Source organism: Bartonella sp. AP88XZML (genome assembly GCF_042195565.1).
In the GTDB taxonomy this organism is placed as follows: domain Bacteria; phylum Pseudomonadota; class Alphaproteobacteria; order Rhizobiales; family Rhizobiaceae; genus Bartonella.
On sequence record NZ_JBHIOQ010000106.1, the window covers coordinates 1 to 16985 of the forward strand.

The 16985-nt window shown below is 35.5% G+C and carries 9 protein-coding genes, 1 tRNA gene and 2 pseudogenes; 6 read left to right on the top strand and 6 right to left on the bottom strand.

Annotated features, from left to right (window positions below; genetic code table 11):
- The first annotated feature begins 53 nt into the window (after nt 1-53).
- Nucleotides 54-273 (top strand): annotated as a pseudogene (locus ACFIK2_RS09760) (hypothetical protein).
- Nucleotides 274-439: 166 nt separating this feature from the next.
- Here the strand turns inward: ACFIK2_RS09760 and ACFIK2_RS09765 are convergent.
- From ACFIK2_RS09765 to ACFIK2_RS09780, 4 genes and pseudogenes are all read right to left on the bottom strand, one after another.
- A pseudogene (locus ACFIK2_RS09765) lies at nt 440-1550 on the bottom strand (tyrosine-type recombinase/integrase).
- A gap of 536 nt (nt 1551-2086) precedes the next feature.
- Nucleotides 2087-3034 (bottom strand): outer membrane protein, encoded by a 948-nt coding sequence (locus ACFIK2_RS09770; protein WP_375677240.1) that lies wholly within the window; start codon nt 3032-3034, stop codon nt 2087-2089.
- Nucleotides 3035-3547: 513 nt separating this feature from the next.
- On the bottom strand, nt 3548-3820 hold the full coding sequence (locus tag ACFIK2_RS09775; protein ID WP_375677241.1) for a hypothetical protein: 273 nt from the start codon (nt 3818-3820) through the stop codon (nt 3548-3550).
- Entirely contained in the window at nt 3814-6189 is a 2376-nt protein-coding gene (locus ACFIK2_RS09780; RefSeq protein ID WP_375677242.1) for a mechanosensitive ion channel domain-containing protein, read from the bottom strand. The genes ACFIK2_RS09775 and ACFIK2_RS09780 overlap by 7 nt, the downstream gene beginning before the upstream one ends.
- Before the next feature lie 181 nt (nt 6190-6370).
- Here ACFIK2_RS09780 and ACFIK2_RS09785 point away from each other — a divergent pair, with 181 nt between their 5' ends.
- From ACFIK2_RS09785 to ACFIK2_RS09800, 4 genes are all read left to right on the top strand, one after another.
- Nucleotides 6371-6748, top strand: a complete 378-nt coding sequence (locus ACFIK2_RS09785) for a hypothetical protein (protein ID WP_375677243.1) — start codon at nt 6371-6373, stop codon at nt 6746-6748.
- Between the two features lie 91 nt (nt 6749-6839).
- Nucleotides 6840-9353, top strand: coding sequence for a protein translocase subunit SecD (gene secD / locus ACFIK2_RS09790; protein WP_375677244.1), 2514 nt, complete (start codon nt 6840-6842; stop codon nt 9351-9353).
- A gap of 99 nt (nt 9354-9452) precedes the next feature.
- Nucleotides 9453-11204, top strand: coding sequence for a YbaL family putative K(+) efflux transporter (gene ybaL, locus ACFIK2_RS09795; RefSeq protein ID WP_375629655.1), 1752 nt, complete (start codon nt 9453-9455; stop codon nt 11202-11204).
- 15 nt (nt 11205-11219) lie between these two features.
- A complete protein-coding gene (locus ACFIK2_RS09800; protein WP_375613484.1) occupies nt 11220-12173 on the top strand; it encodes a YbhN family protein in 954 nt (317 codons plus the stop codon).
- A gap of 1121 nt (nt 12174-13294) precedes the next feature.
- On the opposite strand, the gene ACFIK2_RS09805 is transcribed toward ACFIK2_RS09800, so the two are convergent.
- A tRNA-Lys gene (locus ACFIK2_RS09805) sits at nt 13295-13370 on the bottom strand.
- Nucleotides 13371-13806: 436 nt separating this feature from the next.
- On the opposite strand from ACFIK2_RS09805, the gene ACFIK2_RS09810 reads away from it, so the two are divergent.
- Nucleotides 13807-15375, top strand: a complete 1569-nt coding sequence (locus ACFIK2_RS09810; RefSeq protein WP_375612149.1) for a TerC family protein — start codon at nt 13807-13809, stop codon at nt 15373-15375.
- A gap of 655 nt (nt 15376-16030) precedes the next feature.
- Here the strand turns inward: ACFIK2_RS09810 and ACFIK2_RS09815 are convergent.
- Nucleotides 16031-16174: a DUF6990 domain-containing protein gene (locus ACFIK2_RS09815; protein ID WP_375634734.1), complete on the bottom strand. Its 144-nt coding sequence runs from the start codon at nt 16172-16174 to the stop codon at nt 16031-16033.
- Nucleotides 16175-16985 lie beyond the last annotated feature (811 nt).

Sequence of the window (16985 nt, forward strand, 5' to 3'; positions counted from 1 at the left end):
AAGAGAGATCTTAAAGCACAATAATCTAGGTGAACGCGTGTGTGGGTGGAAACATGGCTAGAAAAAAAACACAAGACGATATAGAGCTTACAGAAGCAGAAAAAGAAATACTTCAAGAAATCATCATGACCTACAAAAGCGTGAAAATGATGTCTCGCTTGATAAAATGGATGGCATTCATCCCTCTTTATGGTTATCCTTTATTTTGCTCGTCTTATGGATGCAATAGACAATGTCTTTGCACATTTTAAACAGTGGCTAACCAAAAACTGAAAGCTTTACCCCCTCCCCGCTTTTAAAGCGAGGAAAGAGAGATTATATCGTAATCTATCCGCTAATCGCTTAAGTGTTTCTTAGACACCTGACGCGACAATAGACATAACAATTATCAAGCCTCTCCGGATATAAAAGACGCCCCTTGTTCTAAGAGGGCACGGCGCTATTCTAAAAAATCCGTCCGCATGTAAGCCTTTGTCACTGAATTCCCAACTGAATACGCAAGAACAGATTCTGCAATTTCAAATGGTGTTGACGTTGTCTCTGCTATCCAGTCCCGCAGAATCGATCTGAAACCATGAAGTCTATAATCAAAACCTTTGTCTTTCATGAATTTAGGAAGTGCTACATCAGATATAGGCTTTCCAAAACTCTCAACAAATAAAAAACCATTTTTTTGCTTTTTCAATAACAGCAAGCGCTTCAGCTGTAAGCGGCACATGAAAATCAGAAACCTTTCCAACAATTCTCTTCATATTTTCTTTTGAGATAATCCATATTGATCCATAAATCTCTTCTGATCGAATATGCCTGATTGGTATAAAACAAAAAACCGTCAAAATAAGAAGTTTTAAAGCTAGATGTGATACAAGCTCATCATTTTAAGATTGAAAAAACTTAGGCATTTCTTTCCATGGCATAGCTGGAATATTTGGGGTATTTTGAATAAACTTTTCTAATAAAGCTTTTGCTTTTAATTGCATATCCACATCTATACTAAGTGCCACCGCATGTTTTATAGCTATATTCAAGCGGGATAGAGCTTTACTTGCTGTTTCGTTTTTTGTCTTCCAAATGGGAGAAATGCATCCTTTTATATCAATTTGCGTCAGTTCAATGATTGGTGTATCACCAAGTTTAGGAAAAACATGTAACTCAAGAGGTGTTAACCAGCTTGCTGCTTTTCCTTCATTTTTCAATTCGTTTTTTTTCGCTTCAAAAGCACTAGAGGCAATTTCTCGTAAAGAAAGCCCCCCTGCTCGACGTAAATTTTCTTTTTGTTTTCGGCGAATCGGGTCAATTCTTTGATCTAAAAGATCACGACAAGCTAAAGCTTTGAACAGTGCTTCTTTTAAAGATACATTGCGACAAGAGCCTAATCCCATTTCTCGTCGTCTTTTATTGAGGTCAAACCTAAAAACCCATCATCCTTGATCTGGTGTAGTTTTGATAAGCCATAAACCAGCTCTGTCAGCATATTTTCCTTTAGATAGATTTTTTACAGATAAGACAGACAGTCTATCACGTTCTTCGAACCACCTTTTTAAAAACACCTTTTGAATTACACTTGGAGCACTTTCATCTGGTACGAAGATTATATATAAAAGGCAATTTAATAAATAAAATAAAAACAATTAGTTATTAAATAGAAAAAAGATAAACTGTGCTATCAAGTGATACTCTAGAGAGTTCTAAGGGAAGAAAAAATTGTTACACAAACGTGCACGCCGTCCGCACCACTCTATGTGAATTTTCTTTATTTTCTCATTACTTAGATAGTAAAAACTCTCTTTAAGTTTACTGTTTGCAACTCTATAACGGTATTATAAAGTGATAACTGTAATAATATGAAAGACGAAGCAATCCTTCTTTGCCAACAAATGTTTCAACCACACCTCGTGAACTAAAAATTTTTTATTCTTAACAATTAAGAATCTGAGTAACTCTTCCTTACCTCCTCATTCTCACTCAAAGTCAAAGCCCCCCTTTTTTCACCATAAAATAGTGTTTACAATGCATAAAATTAAAAAATAAAGGCCCTATCGAAGAAATAGGACCTCTTAAATTTAAGCTCCTTTATCCTACAAAATTAGAATTTGTAAGCTATTCCTGCGCGAAAATCATTCGTCTTATACTTAACTTCAATCTCGTCTTTAAATTTCCTTTTACCAAAATCTGAGTAACGATATTCCGCACGCACAACAAGATGATCTGTCATTGCAAAATCAACACCACCACCGAGAGTATAACCAATCATCGTTTTTGTTACATCCGATGTCCTATTAAATGGCTCACCTCCCGTAATTACTGTCGACAAAATATCTTGAAACTGTCCATAAGCAACACCACCAGCAATATAAGGCATCACATGCCCCGCAGAAAACCCAACACGCACCCGTGTAGCACCTGTCCATTTTTGTTTTAACGTATGATTAAACGTTAAACTGTCTTTCTCTTCTTTATCCTCTGCAGAAGAGCGAGAAAAGTCTCTACCCTGTCTTCTGACAAGTTTTGCCTTTTTTCGACTTTTTCCTTCTGTACCTAATTCCTCAGTATCAGTACCCGATCCTTCAGTACCCGATCCTTCAGTGCCCGATCCACCAGTGTCAGGACCACCTACACTCGTTTCATCAGCCTGAAATCTTGTTTTTGTATCCTTTTTTTCCGTTAAAAGCATATCCGTATCAATCCCCACAATAAAATTATTACCGAGATCAAAATTAACACCCGCATAAAAACCACCTATAAATCCAGAAAGCTCAGGCATATACTGCTTCTCGACAGGCACCCATGGTTTACTTTTACTCTCCTCATCGGGATAGAGAGGAATATCAACATCACGCGTTATTGCAGAAGTCTTACTTGAAAAGCCACCAACTTGCCCCCCGAAATAAAAACCTGCCCAAGAAAAAGGTGAAGAAGCAACAACTTCTGAGGCAACATGTAATGGCTCTTCGTGAGCCACCACATCTGCAGCCTGTACTATAGAAGGTGAAATCAAAGAAAAAACAGATGCTGTTATAAATTTTGTATTCATAAAATTATACCCCATTGCTAAATTTATATAATCAAAAATCACATTTAGAAAAACAAAGTTTTATAAAATCTTATGCTGTAAAATTGCATGTACTCCTTTATATTTACATTTAAATTTACACTATAATAATATATTATTACACCAAAATTTAATATTATCAAATAAATTTTAAAATATTAGAATAATGAATACTTTCAATAATAAATATTTAATAAAAATACATATTATATTTTTAAAAGGATGAAGTATAAAACATTTTGTATCAAAAATACCGCAAAAAAATCTAAAAATGATGTAATTATTTTTAGAGAATCGATGTTTATTGACAATATTATAAATACCTCAATATTTTTACATCCAAAATGCATACTGTAGATTCTACATAGTATAAAAAAGCATCTATTTTATACTAAAATCATACTTTTTTTACCATTTTCTAAAGGATGAGATTATTAATACGACAATATCATTATCCTTCTAAAGCTTGTCCCCAAACAAAAATTCTCAATCATTTTATTTAAAAATTGCTCTTCCCCTACTGATTTCTATAATATCATCTGCCTTTATTGCAAAACGGTCTTTATTAGGAAAAGTTATAAAACATCCCTTTATACAAATTGTAATTGTTTGATGAGTATGTAAAGAAATTTTTGAAGGTATACTTCCTTCAACAACAATAAGAGATTGTATCTTTAAATCAGTATTCTTCACTGTTGCAGCAAAAGCTGTTATGGTAAAAATACTTAATAGAATAACTGTAATCAAAATATAAGTATATTTTAGCATTCTAAGATTCCTTCCTCAGCAAAACGCTTATATAGGCTAAATCGAAGAGCATTGGTTACATGAGAAGATGAGGTAATATTAGGCACATAAATAGCCAAATTAAAGGAAAAACCCTTACGATCAAATGCTGTAAAACTTACCTGTGGGATAGGATTTTTTAAAACGCCTTCTGTCGCAGAAGCAATCTCTAACAAAATTTCAGCAACATGCTCTGGAGCAACCTTAGATGATACAGTAACTGGTATATCAATTCGTCCTACTTTATTACGTCGTGTCCAATTACTAACGTTGTTATTAATAAGGCTTGAATTGGGAATAATAATCGTCTTACGCTGAATGGTCTCAAGTTCCGTTGCACGCACACTAATACGCTTAACAACCCCCCCTACTGATCCAGATTCTATATAGTCTCCTATTTTAAATGGTCTTCCAACTAAAATAATAAGTCCAGAGACAAAGTTTTGGACAATATTCTGTAAACCAAAACCTATACCAAGTGAAAGTCCTCCAGCAATAAGAGCGAAATTTCTAAGATCCAAACCTGCCATTGATAATCCGGTCAAAGCAGATACAACAACGCCTCCATAACTTATCACTGTTTTGATAGAATTACGTATACCAGAATCGAACTCTCCATGAACCAACACCACATTATCTAACCAACCAATAAATCGGCGAATAAGAAACCAGCAAACACAAAAAGAAATAATTCCTGTTACAAGAGAAATCAAAGAAAGACTAATATTTCCAATCTGAAAACCGGTCACCGATTGCCACAAAACTGCTTTTAAATCAGAATAGGAAAATCCAAACTGTACAGCAATTGGCATTGCACAAAATATAACAACAAATAAATTGAGAAAAACGCTCATAAAAACTCCCAATTGATTCATCGTTTTTTCTTCTAAATGAAACCTCTGCATCAAAAGATGACCAACCGTTGTTTTCATAAATTGGTCTTTAGTTCCAAGTGCTTGAGCGCTTTGTATTCCTAAATACATGAGAACTAAAAATGCTCCATCAATCATAATTTGCTGCGTAATAAAACGCGCAAGTCCAACATAACCTAAAAAATTCAATACAAAGAGCAGTAACCCCAAGCCAATAAGAGGAATGCGTATATAAAATGGCCAAAAGTATGGCTCTTTTTTTTCTTCTTGAACACGCCTACGTCTAAACCGCAAAGGTACAAATGATATTATAAATAGCAATATCGCTACAAGAAAAACAGCAATAAAACTTTTAGCAATTGTCAAAGATAGAGGCGCTGAAATGATTTGATAAATACTATCAAGAACAGCGTCAAATGCCAAAATACCCCCTAAAGACGTGAGTAAAATCACTAATTGATAAGCAGACGATGGTGCAATACTGAGAAGACGCACATGGGGCCTATTCGATGATAGAAGAACAACAGCTAATCGATTGATTAAAAATAATAAAATAATTTGACAACCTATCATATCAAAAACTGTTGTAAGCTTACCTAGATCTAAGTTAAAACTACGAAACAAAAACAACACAAGATAAACGCAAAGAATACATACAAGTGAAGGTAAGAGAACTGAAATAAAGGCGATCAATAAGCGTTGTAAATAAGATATTTCCTCATTAGACTTCGTAAAGTGGCAATACACATGAACAAGAACTTTTTGAGAAAAATACGAAAGTCCCAAAGTAATAAAAAGTGGAATTAAAAAGCAAAGAAATAGTTGTAAAAACTTGAAGTAAAATATAAAATTCCACCAAGAATTTAACAACACAAGAAAATCTGATGAAGCCTCTTTTGTTTTTTGGACGAGATGTTTAACCATCGGAATCGAAAACTCAAGCCTATACGTAAGCGTGCGTTTAAAAAGCTCCCGAGATTGAGAAATAGAAAGTTCAGCTATTCTATTTGCCGCTAAGAAAATTGCTTCAAAACGAAGCATGATACTGTTAATTTTAGCTTTTTGCTCTATCAAATAGGAATATTCCTTCACAGAGCTTTTCAGTTTTTTCACGTCACGATGGAGCTCCATTAATTGATCAAGAAGTGTGTTAATCTCATTAAGAGGAGGACGCAAAACAAATGCTGCCTCAATAGCACGTTCACTGATATCTTGTGCACGTAACCGTAATTCTTCTAAAGCACGCTCATCTTCTGGCTTTCTGTCAAAATCTCTTTTTAAAGTTTCAGTATTTTCTTCAAGAGTCTTAATAATCAACTGTTGTTGCAGAATAATTTCATCAACTGAATAAGAAGCTATCGTTTGTTCGACAATTGTATTTTGCGCCCCCCTATTACCCCATGCACCAGAATTAAATACAAAGATAATTCCCAAAAGAAGGAAAAGTATGTGGATGTTTTTTCTACAAAATGAATACATATCTACCTTATGAGCACAAAAGGGATTTTATTTTTCTCTTTTAAATATGGTATAAAGCAGATATTTTCAACTTTTATAGAATAATCTTATAAAAGCTTTCCCTTATCCTATAATACTGATAATAAGATACAAAGAATGATAAATAAGCTGAACTCAATAAGATTAAAGAAGGCACTCTAGCATGTTTTTTTTGCACCTTTATTGCAAAAAAGAAGATTTTTTTCCTTTGACAACCTGGATTTTTCTATCCAGTTTAGGTGTATTCTTGACGAGCAACCTAGAAACGCGTGCTTATTTAATCAAACAATCACACACCAATAATGTCATTAAAACGAATAGATTTGATTTACATCATAAGTGTGATCAGGTGAATGTTACCACAACTGAAAACAAAAAACTTGTAACACTCCATACAGAATCTATTTTTATGAGGACCTTTCAAAAAATCCTAACATTGGATTTCTTTTTAATAAGGATTCCAGCTGTTGACACACGATTTCGTAACGTTAAAACACAATATTTCTCAAATAAACGCGCTCCTCCCAATGAACACACTTAATTCTCTTCCTTGAATATAAAAACGATCATCTTATTTTACTTGTGCTTTTAACTTTGAATAACTGTTAGATTGCCTATTTACGGAATATATCATGCGTACACCTGGTTGGTTAACTACCCTTTATTGTTTTATTCTTTTAAGCAGCATTTATGTTGCCTTACCCAATTTATTTTCACACGAACAAGTTAAAAACTCGAAATTCTTACCCGACACCCGTGTAGCACTTGGTCTTGACCTTCAAGGAGGCTCTTCTCTCCTGCTCGAGGTTGATAGCAAAACGTTAAAACGCGATCAGTTACATATAGTTTTAAGCAATGTGCGCAATGTATTGCGTGAAAAACAAATCCGCACCTCAAGTGTGCGTATCGTTGAAGATAGCGTTATTGCCCTTATTTCTGACCCATCGCAAACTGAAAAAGCACTCTCTGCTTTGAAAACATTAATAACCCCCATACACAGTAGCTTTGGCACAACAGAACATAACATCACGATCAGTGCTCAAAATGAAACTCTCCGCGTCACATTAACAGAAGCTGGTATAAAAGACCGTGTCAGCAATGCTATTGAACAAAGCTTAGAAATCATCCGTCGTCGTATAGATCAAGTTGGTGTTTCAGAACCAGCCATCCAAAAGGTTGGAAATGATCGTATTATGGTCCAATTGCCTGGACTACAAGATCCAAAACAACTGCGTGATCTTTTAGGAACAACCGCTAAGATGAGTTTTCATCTTGTTCCTTCTAATGTGGACCCCAATAATCCCCCTATAGGTGTTTCTATTCTCCCTGGATACACTGATGCAACACAACATTATGCAATTTATGATCAAATTTCTTTAGATGGAAATGTCCTGAAAGATGCCCGTGCAGGTTTTGACCCCCAAATACCAGGACGTTCCATTATTTCATTTACGCTAGATTCCGCTGGCGCAAAAATATTTGCTGATATAACACGACAAAATATTAACCGTCCTTTTGCCATTGTTCTGGATAATAAGGTTTTAACCGCTCCGACCATCAATAGCGTCATTCCCAATGGACAAGGTCAAATTACAGGAAACTTTGACCCCAAAGAAGCCTCAACTCTGGCTGCTCTGCTTCGTGCTGGTTCCCTCCCCGCACCACTCACGGTCATTGAAGAGAGAACTGTAGGTCCAAATCTTGGTGCTGATGCCATCCAAATGGGACTTTACACCGGCATAATTGGCTTTATTCTTGTTGCAATTTTTATTTTTCTTCTCTATCGTATTTGGGGATTAATTGCCAATATAGCGCTAGCTCTGCATACAATTTTAACATTTGCTGCACTGAGTCTTTTGGGAGCTACGCTTACGCTGCCTGGTATTGCTGGTATTATTTTAGGTATCGGTATTGCCGTTGATGCTAATATCCTTATCAATGAACGTATCCGTGAAGAAAGTCGAAAAGGTGTGGGTGCTTTTGCAGCCCTAGATCGTGGATTTAAACACGCTTTTGCAACCATTGTTGATGCAAATGTTACAGCAATTATAGCGACCGTCTTACTATTTTGGTTCGGGACCGGCCCCGTTCGTGGTTTTGCCGTAACAATGTTGCTTGGTATTATCATCTCCATGTTTACAAATATCACCATTGTACGCATCATCATGATTTGGATCGTTCGTAAATGGAAAATTAAAAAATTGCATATTCACTCTGCTTTCAACATCATGTCACAAAACACAACTTTCCACTTTATGAAAGCACGTTTCATTGGTATTGGCGTCTCAATTGTTTTATCAATGGCTTCAGTTTTTCTCTTTTTTAAGCCTGGATTGAATTTTGGTATTGATTTCATTGGCGGAAGCCAAATGAGTATTACCACGAAAGGACCAGCAGATCTAGCAACTCTGCGTTCCAAGCTTTCTACTCTTAATATTGGTGAAATTACCTTGCAAAATATTGATAACGAAAATACCGTATTAATTCGCATGCAGAAACAAAGCGGTGGCGAAGCACAACAAACCACCGCCATTGATAAGGTCAAAACAGCTGTACAAAATATCTATCCCGATACCACATTCGATCAAATAGAAGTTGTTGGTCCCAAAATTTCAGGTGAGCTTGCCACAGCTGCTTTTACTGCTGTTATTCTTGCGGCTATTGCCATGTCTCTCTATATATGGTTACGCTTCGAGTGGTTCTTTGCCATTGGAGCAATTATCACTCTCATTCTAGACACCACAAAAATGATTGGCTTTTTTGCTTTATTTCAATTTGATTTTAATTTAACGGCTATCGCCGCACTCTTAACAATTGTTGGATATTCTATAAATGATAAAGTTGTCGTCTATGATAGGATGCGCGAAAATATGCGTCTTTATAAAAAAATGCCGTTGCGCGAGCTGATTGATCTGTCAATTAATCAGGTTCTTGTACGTTGTTTTTTTACATCAGCCACAACAATTCTTGCGATGCTCCCCATGGCGATATGGGGTGGAAGTGCTGTTCATAATTTTGCATTACCCATGGTCTTTGGGATTATTATTGCAACATCATCCTCTATCTTTATTGCTGCTCCTATTTTACTCCTGCTAGGAAATTGGTGGCGTGAGCGAAATAATCGTGCAAATATCAAAGTGAAATAAAAATGCCCTTTAATGCGTATGGTACATCTCGCCTCTCTTCTCATAGAAATATAGTCGTTTTCATTCATTCGCTTTTTGATCAAGAATAGTAAATAATCCATGCTCCACGACACACCACTTATCACAACTATTGTTGCAGGCTTATGTTTAGCATTTCTCTTGGGAATGATTGCTAGCCGTTTACGTATTTCCCCCCTTGTAGGCTATTTGTTAGCTGGTGTTATTGTGGGACCCAATACAGGCGGATTTAAAATAGATTCCGTCATCATTAATCAACTTGCTGAAATTGGTATTATTTTGCTGATGTTTGGTGTTGGGCTCCACTTTTCATTAAAAGACCTTTTATCTGTCAAAGCTATTGCTGTCCCCGCTGCTATTGCACAAATGGCATTTTCTACTTTTCTAGGTTTGTGCCTTGGTCTGATTATGGGATGGGGCTTTAGTGGTAGTTTGATTTTCGGTCTTGCTTTATCCATAGCAAGTACCGTTATCCTGCTACGTGCTTTGCAAGAGCGTCATCTTATTGAAACAGAAAAAGGACGCATTGCCGTTGGATGGTTGATTATTGAGGATTTAGCAATGGTCCTTATACTTGTCCTCATCCCTTCCTTGGCAAGTGCCCTCAGCAATAGCAAAAAAGAAGCGTTGGATCCTCTTGTTCAATGGTTGGATTTAAGTATTTGGGGTATTTTTGGTCTCACCATCCTGAAGGTAATTGTATTTATTGCACTTATGCTCGTCATTGGGCGACGCGTTATCCCATGGCTTTTAAAAATGAGCGCACAATCGGGATCACGTGAATTATTTCGTCTTAGCGTCTTTGCTATTGCATTAGGAGTAGCTTTCGGAGCCGCTCATTTATTTGGAGTTTCTCTTTCTCTTGGTGCTTTTTTCGCTGGTATGGTCATGAGCGAATCAGAATTAAGCCACCGTGCCGCGGAAGAATCTTTACCACTGCGCGATGCTTTTTCTGTTCTCTTTTTTGTTTCTGTAGGCATGTTATTTGACCCCGAGAAACTCTTAACTCATTTTTTCCCTCTCTTAGCAACCTTATTCATTATCGTAATCGGAAAATCTGCTGTTGCCTTTTTCATCGTTAAAGCTTTTCGCTATTCTAATGCAACAGCTTTGACTATTTCTGCAAGCCTTGCCCAAATCGGAGAATTTTCCTTTATCCTTGCTGGTTTAAGTTTAAGCTTAGGACTTTTAAACAATGACGCTCATGATTTAATTCTTGGAGGAGCAATTTTTTCTATTTTGCTCAATCCTCTTGTTTTCATTGCCTGTAATAAAATTAAAAAACGTCTAGAAAAAAATTCTGCATCTTCACAAAATACCCAAACAATTATTGATATTGATCCACAAGATCCTGACCAAGATTTTTTACCGATGACCTTAAAAAACAACCATATCGTAATTATTGGCTATAGTCGTATCGGTAAGTGTGTTGCATTATCTTTAATAAATAGAGGTGAACCTATAGTGATCGTAGAAGAATCAAAACGCCTCTCTGATAAAGCGATTGCAGATGGCTTTGAGGCTATTTGCGGCAATATCATTCAACAAGAAATAATGAACGCAGCAAATATAAATAATGCACATAAAGTTGTTATTACAATGCGAAGTACCATTGAAGTAGGAGAATGTATCGTGAATATCCGTGATATGAAGAAAGATATCCAGATAATCACACATGCATTATCCGACACAGAAACAACATATCTCATTGATTTAGGTGCTGATGTTGTAGTAACAGATGATGAAGAAATTGCCAATGGCATTATAGAGTATATAACAGAACGAAGATCTGTAAGGAATATGCTCAATCATGAAAATTTACAGAAAACATAAAATGGATACAGAATCGTGAAAATAAAGCAATTTATATGGCCATTGATTGGTATCTTAGCAATGCTGGTATCTATTCGAATTCTTTACATGAAGCTCTCTGCCATTTCATTTGGGGATGTATTGGAGCGCTTGAGCAATTTAAATGCACAGCACTGGTTATTAGCCTGTTTATGTTCTCTCCTAGCTTATGCTGCTCTTGCTGGATATGATCGAATTGCCTTGCAACATCTAGGCCATAAAATTTCTTGGATTTTTATCGCTATATGTTCATTTACAACCTACGCTCTTTCACACAATATCGGTGCTTCAGTTTTTTCTGGTGCCGTTGTACGCTATCGCGCCTATAAAATGAAAGGATTAAACGGAACAGAAATCGCAATATTAGTAGGTTTTTGCTCTTTTACTTTTGTAATCGGCACAATCTTACTTTTGGGAATCGTTTTGGTGCTGCAACCCGAAATTATCACCCTCATTCATAAAGAACTTCCTGAATGGCTCGGAACAACGGCTGGAGCAATTTTACTCAGCTGTATAGCACTTTATACGTTTGGCAGCTGGCTTCAGTTAAAACCCTTACGCTTGGGGAAGAAAATTCAACTTTCCTATCCACGACTGAAAATTGTTATTCAACAGCTTCTCATTAGCCCTCTAGAGCTTTTAGGAGCAGCAGGAATTATATATGCTGTTCTCCCACATAACGCAGATATTCATTTTATCTCTGTTCTTGGTGTTTTCCTAGCATCTTTTACGATAACTCTTCTCTCTAATGCTCCAGCAGGAGGAGTAGGAGTTCTTGAAGCTCTCTTCATAACAGGCATGCCCAATATAAATCCAACCGATGTTATTGCAGCACTTATTGTCTTTAGAATGTTTTATTTGATTATACCCCTCATCCTTTCATTATTTGTGGTCGTCATTTTTGAGGCGCAACAATATTGGAAAAGAGCCCCCAAAACACCACCTGAATAAATAAAAGGCTATCAATGACTTCTTTTTTATGTACCTATAAAAGAACAAAACACCATCGTGTTACCAATTTACATATCTTTTTTAAGAAACCTCTCTCAACGCTCTTCTCCATTACACAACAATACCCGTAAATGGTATAATAGTAAAGCTATTGTTGCACCAACATCTTTATACTTAATAAAAGAGCAAGCCTGCGCCATTATACTATTTTTCCAATGTTATGATAACTTTTAGCACTTAAGAACATTAATAAGAATTATTTTTATGCCTTTCTTCAATAGGCTTTATCCACACGTTAATCCCATTTATGATGCACAAATGAATGATTTTAATTAATTTATTATAAGAGGGATTGAAACAAAAGAAGTTTATGATAGTAAAGTTTTTTCAAACAAAGAATAATCAATTCTTTATAAATCAATATATTATAATGAATCTGAGTGGCTTTCTTAATATTTATATTTTTAGAGGTTTAGCTAACGGAAAGACAGCATAGCGTAAAACCACACAGCTTAATATTTTAAAACTTTAAGCCTCATTAAAGTTTATTGTCTTTCGTTTAACAGGTATTAGCTTTAAACAATTAAACTGATCTAATTTTATTACTTGTATATCCATATAACTACTATGTATGTCCAGATAACTACTTTATTTTATCTTGATTTACCCTCTTGGAATACTGATGATTATTACAGAAGTTTTTTGTTTAAGCGGGAGAGTTATCAAAAAATATCCATGCTGCTGACACAACTAAAGTGTAAAGTTTCTTCTGTCTTTAAACAATATGCTAAAAATCCAAAAAAATTTAATCAATTTATATTAAAAGCAGTGAAAACTGTTGATTTTTATACCCCTTTAAATAACACAATTGTCGGTAAGAGGCTTCTCCTTACCAATTGCAACTTAAAAAAAGAAACAATACGCATTAAAAGATCTTTAAATGTCCTTTGGAAGTTCTTTGAGTCCCCTAAAAAGTACAAACACCGATGACTAAGCTATATCAACAATCTTCACTTTTAAACAAACAGATATGGGGAAATCCTACTGCCCAATTTTATTTAGCAACTCGTACCTTAAAAAAAATTACGCAATCAATAAGTTATTTACGGTATAAAATAAAATGGTGGGTGATGAGGGGATCGAACCCACGACCCGCTGATTAAGAGTCAGCTGCTCTACCGACTGAGCTAATCACCCATAAGCTTCTCAAAAGACGAGAATGAGCGTTTCTATAACGCTCCTAAGGATAGATGTCCAGATATTTTGTTGTTTGTTATATAAACTCATTGTCTGTAAGGTTAAAAATATGATATTCACCACTTGATCTTATATAAAAATAAACCCATTATAGGAAGCTTTATAAATAAATGTTCTGATTGTTATACAGAACCTATAGTTAGAGGATTATCGAGCATAATGCCCGAGCGAAAATTAGATGAACCTTCTTGTGGTTGTAAGCGGGATGGGGCATCATTTTGTTTTATCAAAAATCACATGCATTCAAGCAATATTGTGCTGTTTTTTTCTTTGAATATAAGTTTTTTACATTCAATGTTCATGATCCAATATACGAACAAAAGCCTATGAATTTTTTTTGTCAATCGCGCGCTTTTAAGCTTCTAAAAGGTAAGGAATGATGGAATGGATCACTGATCCCCATGCGTGGTTTGGTTTGATCACGCTGGTTTTTCTCGAAATTGTTTTAGGAATAGATAACCTTATCTTTATTGCAATTTTAGCTGAAAAATTGCCACTGCATTTGCGTGACCGCGCACGCTTTATAGGTCTTACTTTAGCATTAATTATGCGGCTTTTTCTTCTTACCGTTATTGGATGGGTTATGAGACTCGATAGAGTAATTCTTTCACTTTCATCTTTTGTATTTAGTTGGCATAGCTTTATTTTAATCGGTGGTGGAGCCTTTTTGCTCGCAAAGGGAACGCTAGAATTACATGAAAGGTTAGAAGGAGTATCACATGAAAGAAAAACAGGCGTTGGTTATGCTGTTTTTTGGCAAGTAATCGTCCAAGTCGTGGTGCTGGATGCCGTTTTTTCACTAGACAGTATTATTACCGCAACAGGTATGATTGCAAAAGAGCAGGCAGCAGTTATGTATATCGCAGTCATAGCTGCTATGGGAGTAATGATGTGCGGATCTGGTGCTCTTATGCGTTTTATTAATCGTCATCCCACTATTGTAATCCTTTGTCTTGGTTTTTTGATGATGATTGGTTTTACTCTCATTGTTGAAGGATTTGGTTTTCATATTCCAAAAGGGTATTTGTATGCTGCTATTGGTTTTTCTGTTCTTATCGAAGCTTTTAATCAAATTGGACGTCGTAACCGTGAAAAAATGATTAAAACGAATGATCTACGCAGTAGAACAGCTGATGCTGTTTTGAGGCTCTTAGGAGGAGGAAGCAAAGATAGTCACCTTGCTGAGACTGTAGATGTTATTGCTGAACAGGCCGCAGCTTCTGAATTGTTTAGACCAGAAGAAAAGGAGATGATTCGTGGTGTTCTCGATTTAGCTGATCGCCCTGTTCGCTCTATCATGTCGCCGCGTAATGAGATTGAGTGGTTAGATTTAAATGCTGATGAAAATGAAATGCGTGAAGAATTACAAAAGGTTAAACATAGCCGCTTAATTCTTGCGCGTGAAAAAGTGGATGAATTTGTTGGCGTTGCATTGACAAAAGATCTTCTTTTGAATTTGGCTGAGGGGAAAAAGATTAATTGGAAAAAAGCTATGCGAGAACCCCTCGTTGTTCATGAAAATACAAGTGTTTTACGATTGATGGAGCAATTACGTCATTCTTCGATTCAGCTTGCAATTATTGTTGATGAGCATGGATCTTTTGAAGGAATTGCAACACCAACCGATATTCTCGAAGCTATTGCAGGAGACTTTCCTGATGACGATGAAGAACTCATGATCGCAGAACAACTTGAAAATGGCAGTCTTCTTGTTGAGGGATATGCTGATATCCGCCGTTTAAGTGGTTATCTTGGGCGTAACCTTGTGGATGAAGCAGATCGTTATACGACTCTGGCAGGCTTTATGCTTTGGCAGTTTGGTCATTTACCAAATGAGGGAGAAAGCTTTGAAACTGATGGTTTACACTTTAAAGTGATTGAAATGGAACGCCGAAACATATCTAAAATCCTTATTTCTCCACTTGTATCACCAGAAAAAAGCTAATTCTTTTTATAAGCAAAATGAATAAAAAGATTTTTTTATGATTAAAAATTGAAAAGAATAAGCAGTTGATAACTCAATTGCATTTCATTATTTTTATATTTTTTTTAAGCGTAAAGTAATGACATACAAAAGTTATATTATCAATGAACTTTCCATTATAAAAAATTTTCATTGATGATTGACGAAAAGCTGGAAGAGAGAAAATGGTGCAAAATTATTTGTCAATGGTCATTAACCTCAAAACAATGAATATATACAACATATTGATTTATAATAATTATTTATTACAATATTACCTTCACATCAAGAAAGCCTCTTTCAAACATCAGATTTCCGCCAATGGATAAAACTCCACCATTGTTGAGTTAACTCAACTGATGATGGCATCTTTAAACCAGACTCTGGCTCCTATAATCTTTTTAGATCTTCTTGATATTTCTTAAGGAACTATTCCTTAGCTTTTGTTTCGATAAATTTAGCTATTTTTTTCCTTCCAAGAATGAAACTCCACCTCTCTGGAAAGCTCTTATTAAGAACTTTGTTTTTCTTCCAGATGGTTCATATTTTTTACTACTTTTGCAATGAAAGCGTAGCTGAGTTGCTTAGATTTGACTACTTCTTTGACTAAAGCCAATGCACGTTCAAAATGAATCTGTTAGGTATTTTCATCAAAGCCTAAATGATCCTCTGTACTGAAAATTTGGTAATAAGATTGTAAGGTTGCAACATCACCCAATAAAGCTAGTGCACCAATATGAAGTAAGCTATAATCTGCATCATCTACCTTGATAACCTTTATGTGCCCTCCAACTTCACTCTATCGCCAAGGTGGTGCTCCATATCTGGAATAAAAGCATTTATGAAGATCAATTTTTTCTATCGCCTATTTCAAGACATAATCCCGCTTAATTCCAACCAATCCGCATATATTTCTTCTTCACAAACTCTCAACCCCTTTTTATAAAAATCAAGTTGTAGATCTTGTAAGTGCTGAGAATTGATAGGGATCAATTACCATAGGCAGCAGCTAAAATACCAGTACTAATCGAAACTCCAACATCAACTTACGGATAACCTTTGATAATTGCGTCATTATAAAGAATTTGTACTTCACAATCTGGTAGTTGATAACATGCTGAATAATTATCTACCTCTTTAATTTTTTCAACAAACCAATCAAGATTTTTGAAGAACACTGTTGCACTCTCCATGATTAAAAAATTCTTTGCTCTACCTCAAAAGAGGTTGTATCCATATCAAAAGTCAAAAGCGAAGCAGATTTTTGCAAACAAAAGTGATAACGCCGTGTAAGAGAAGAATCTTATCAATAAGGTCTTTGGTGATTTCTTTTGCAACGTCTAAACGAGATGGAATCTTATTCATAAAAAAATATAATAAAGTCAATAGTTTGCATGCAATTATTTTATATGAATCCCATTTAAAATCTACACTTTTATACGTGATTTAATTAACCATTTTTCATAAACAATTACCATGTATGGATAGACCATAAAACGCAAATCATGATGCAAATGTTATAACGCATGTAAACATTCAAATGAAGTGAACGCAGCTATCATTCATAACAGTTCATAAATTTTATGATACGT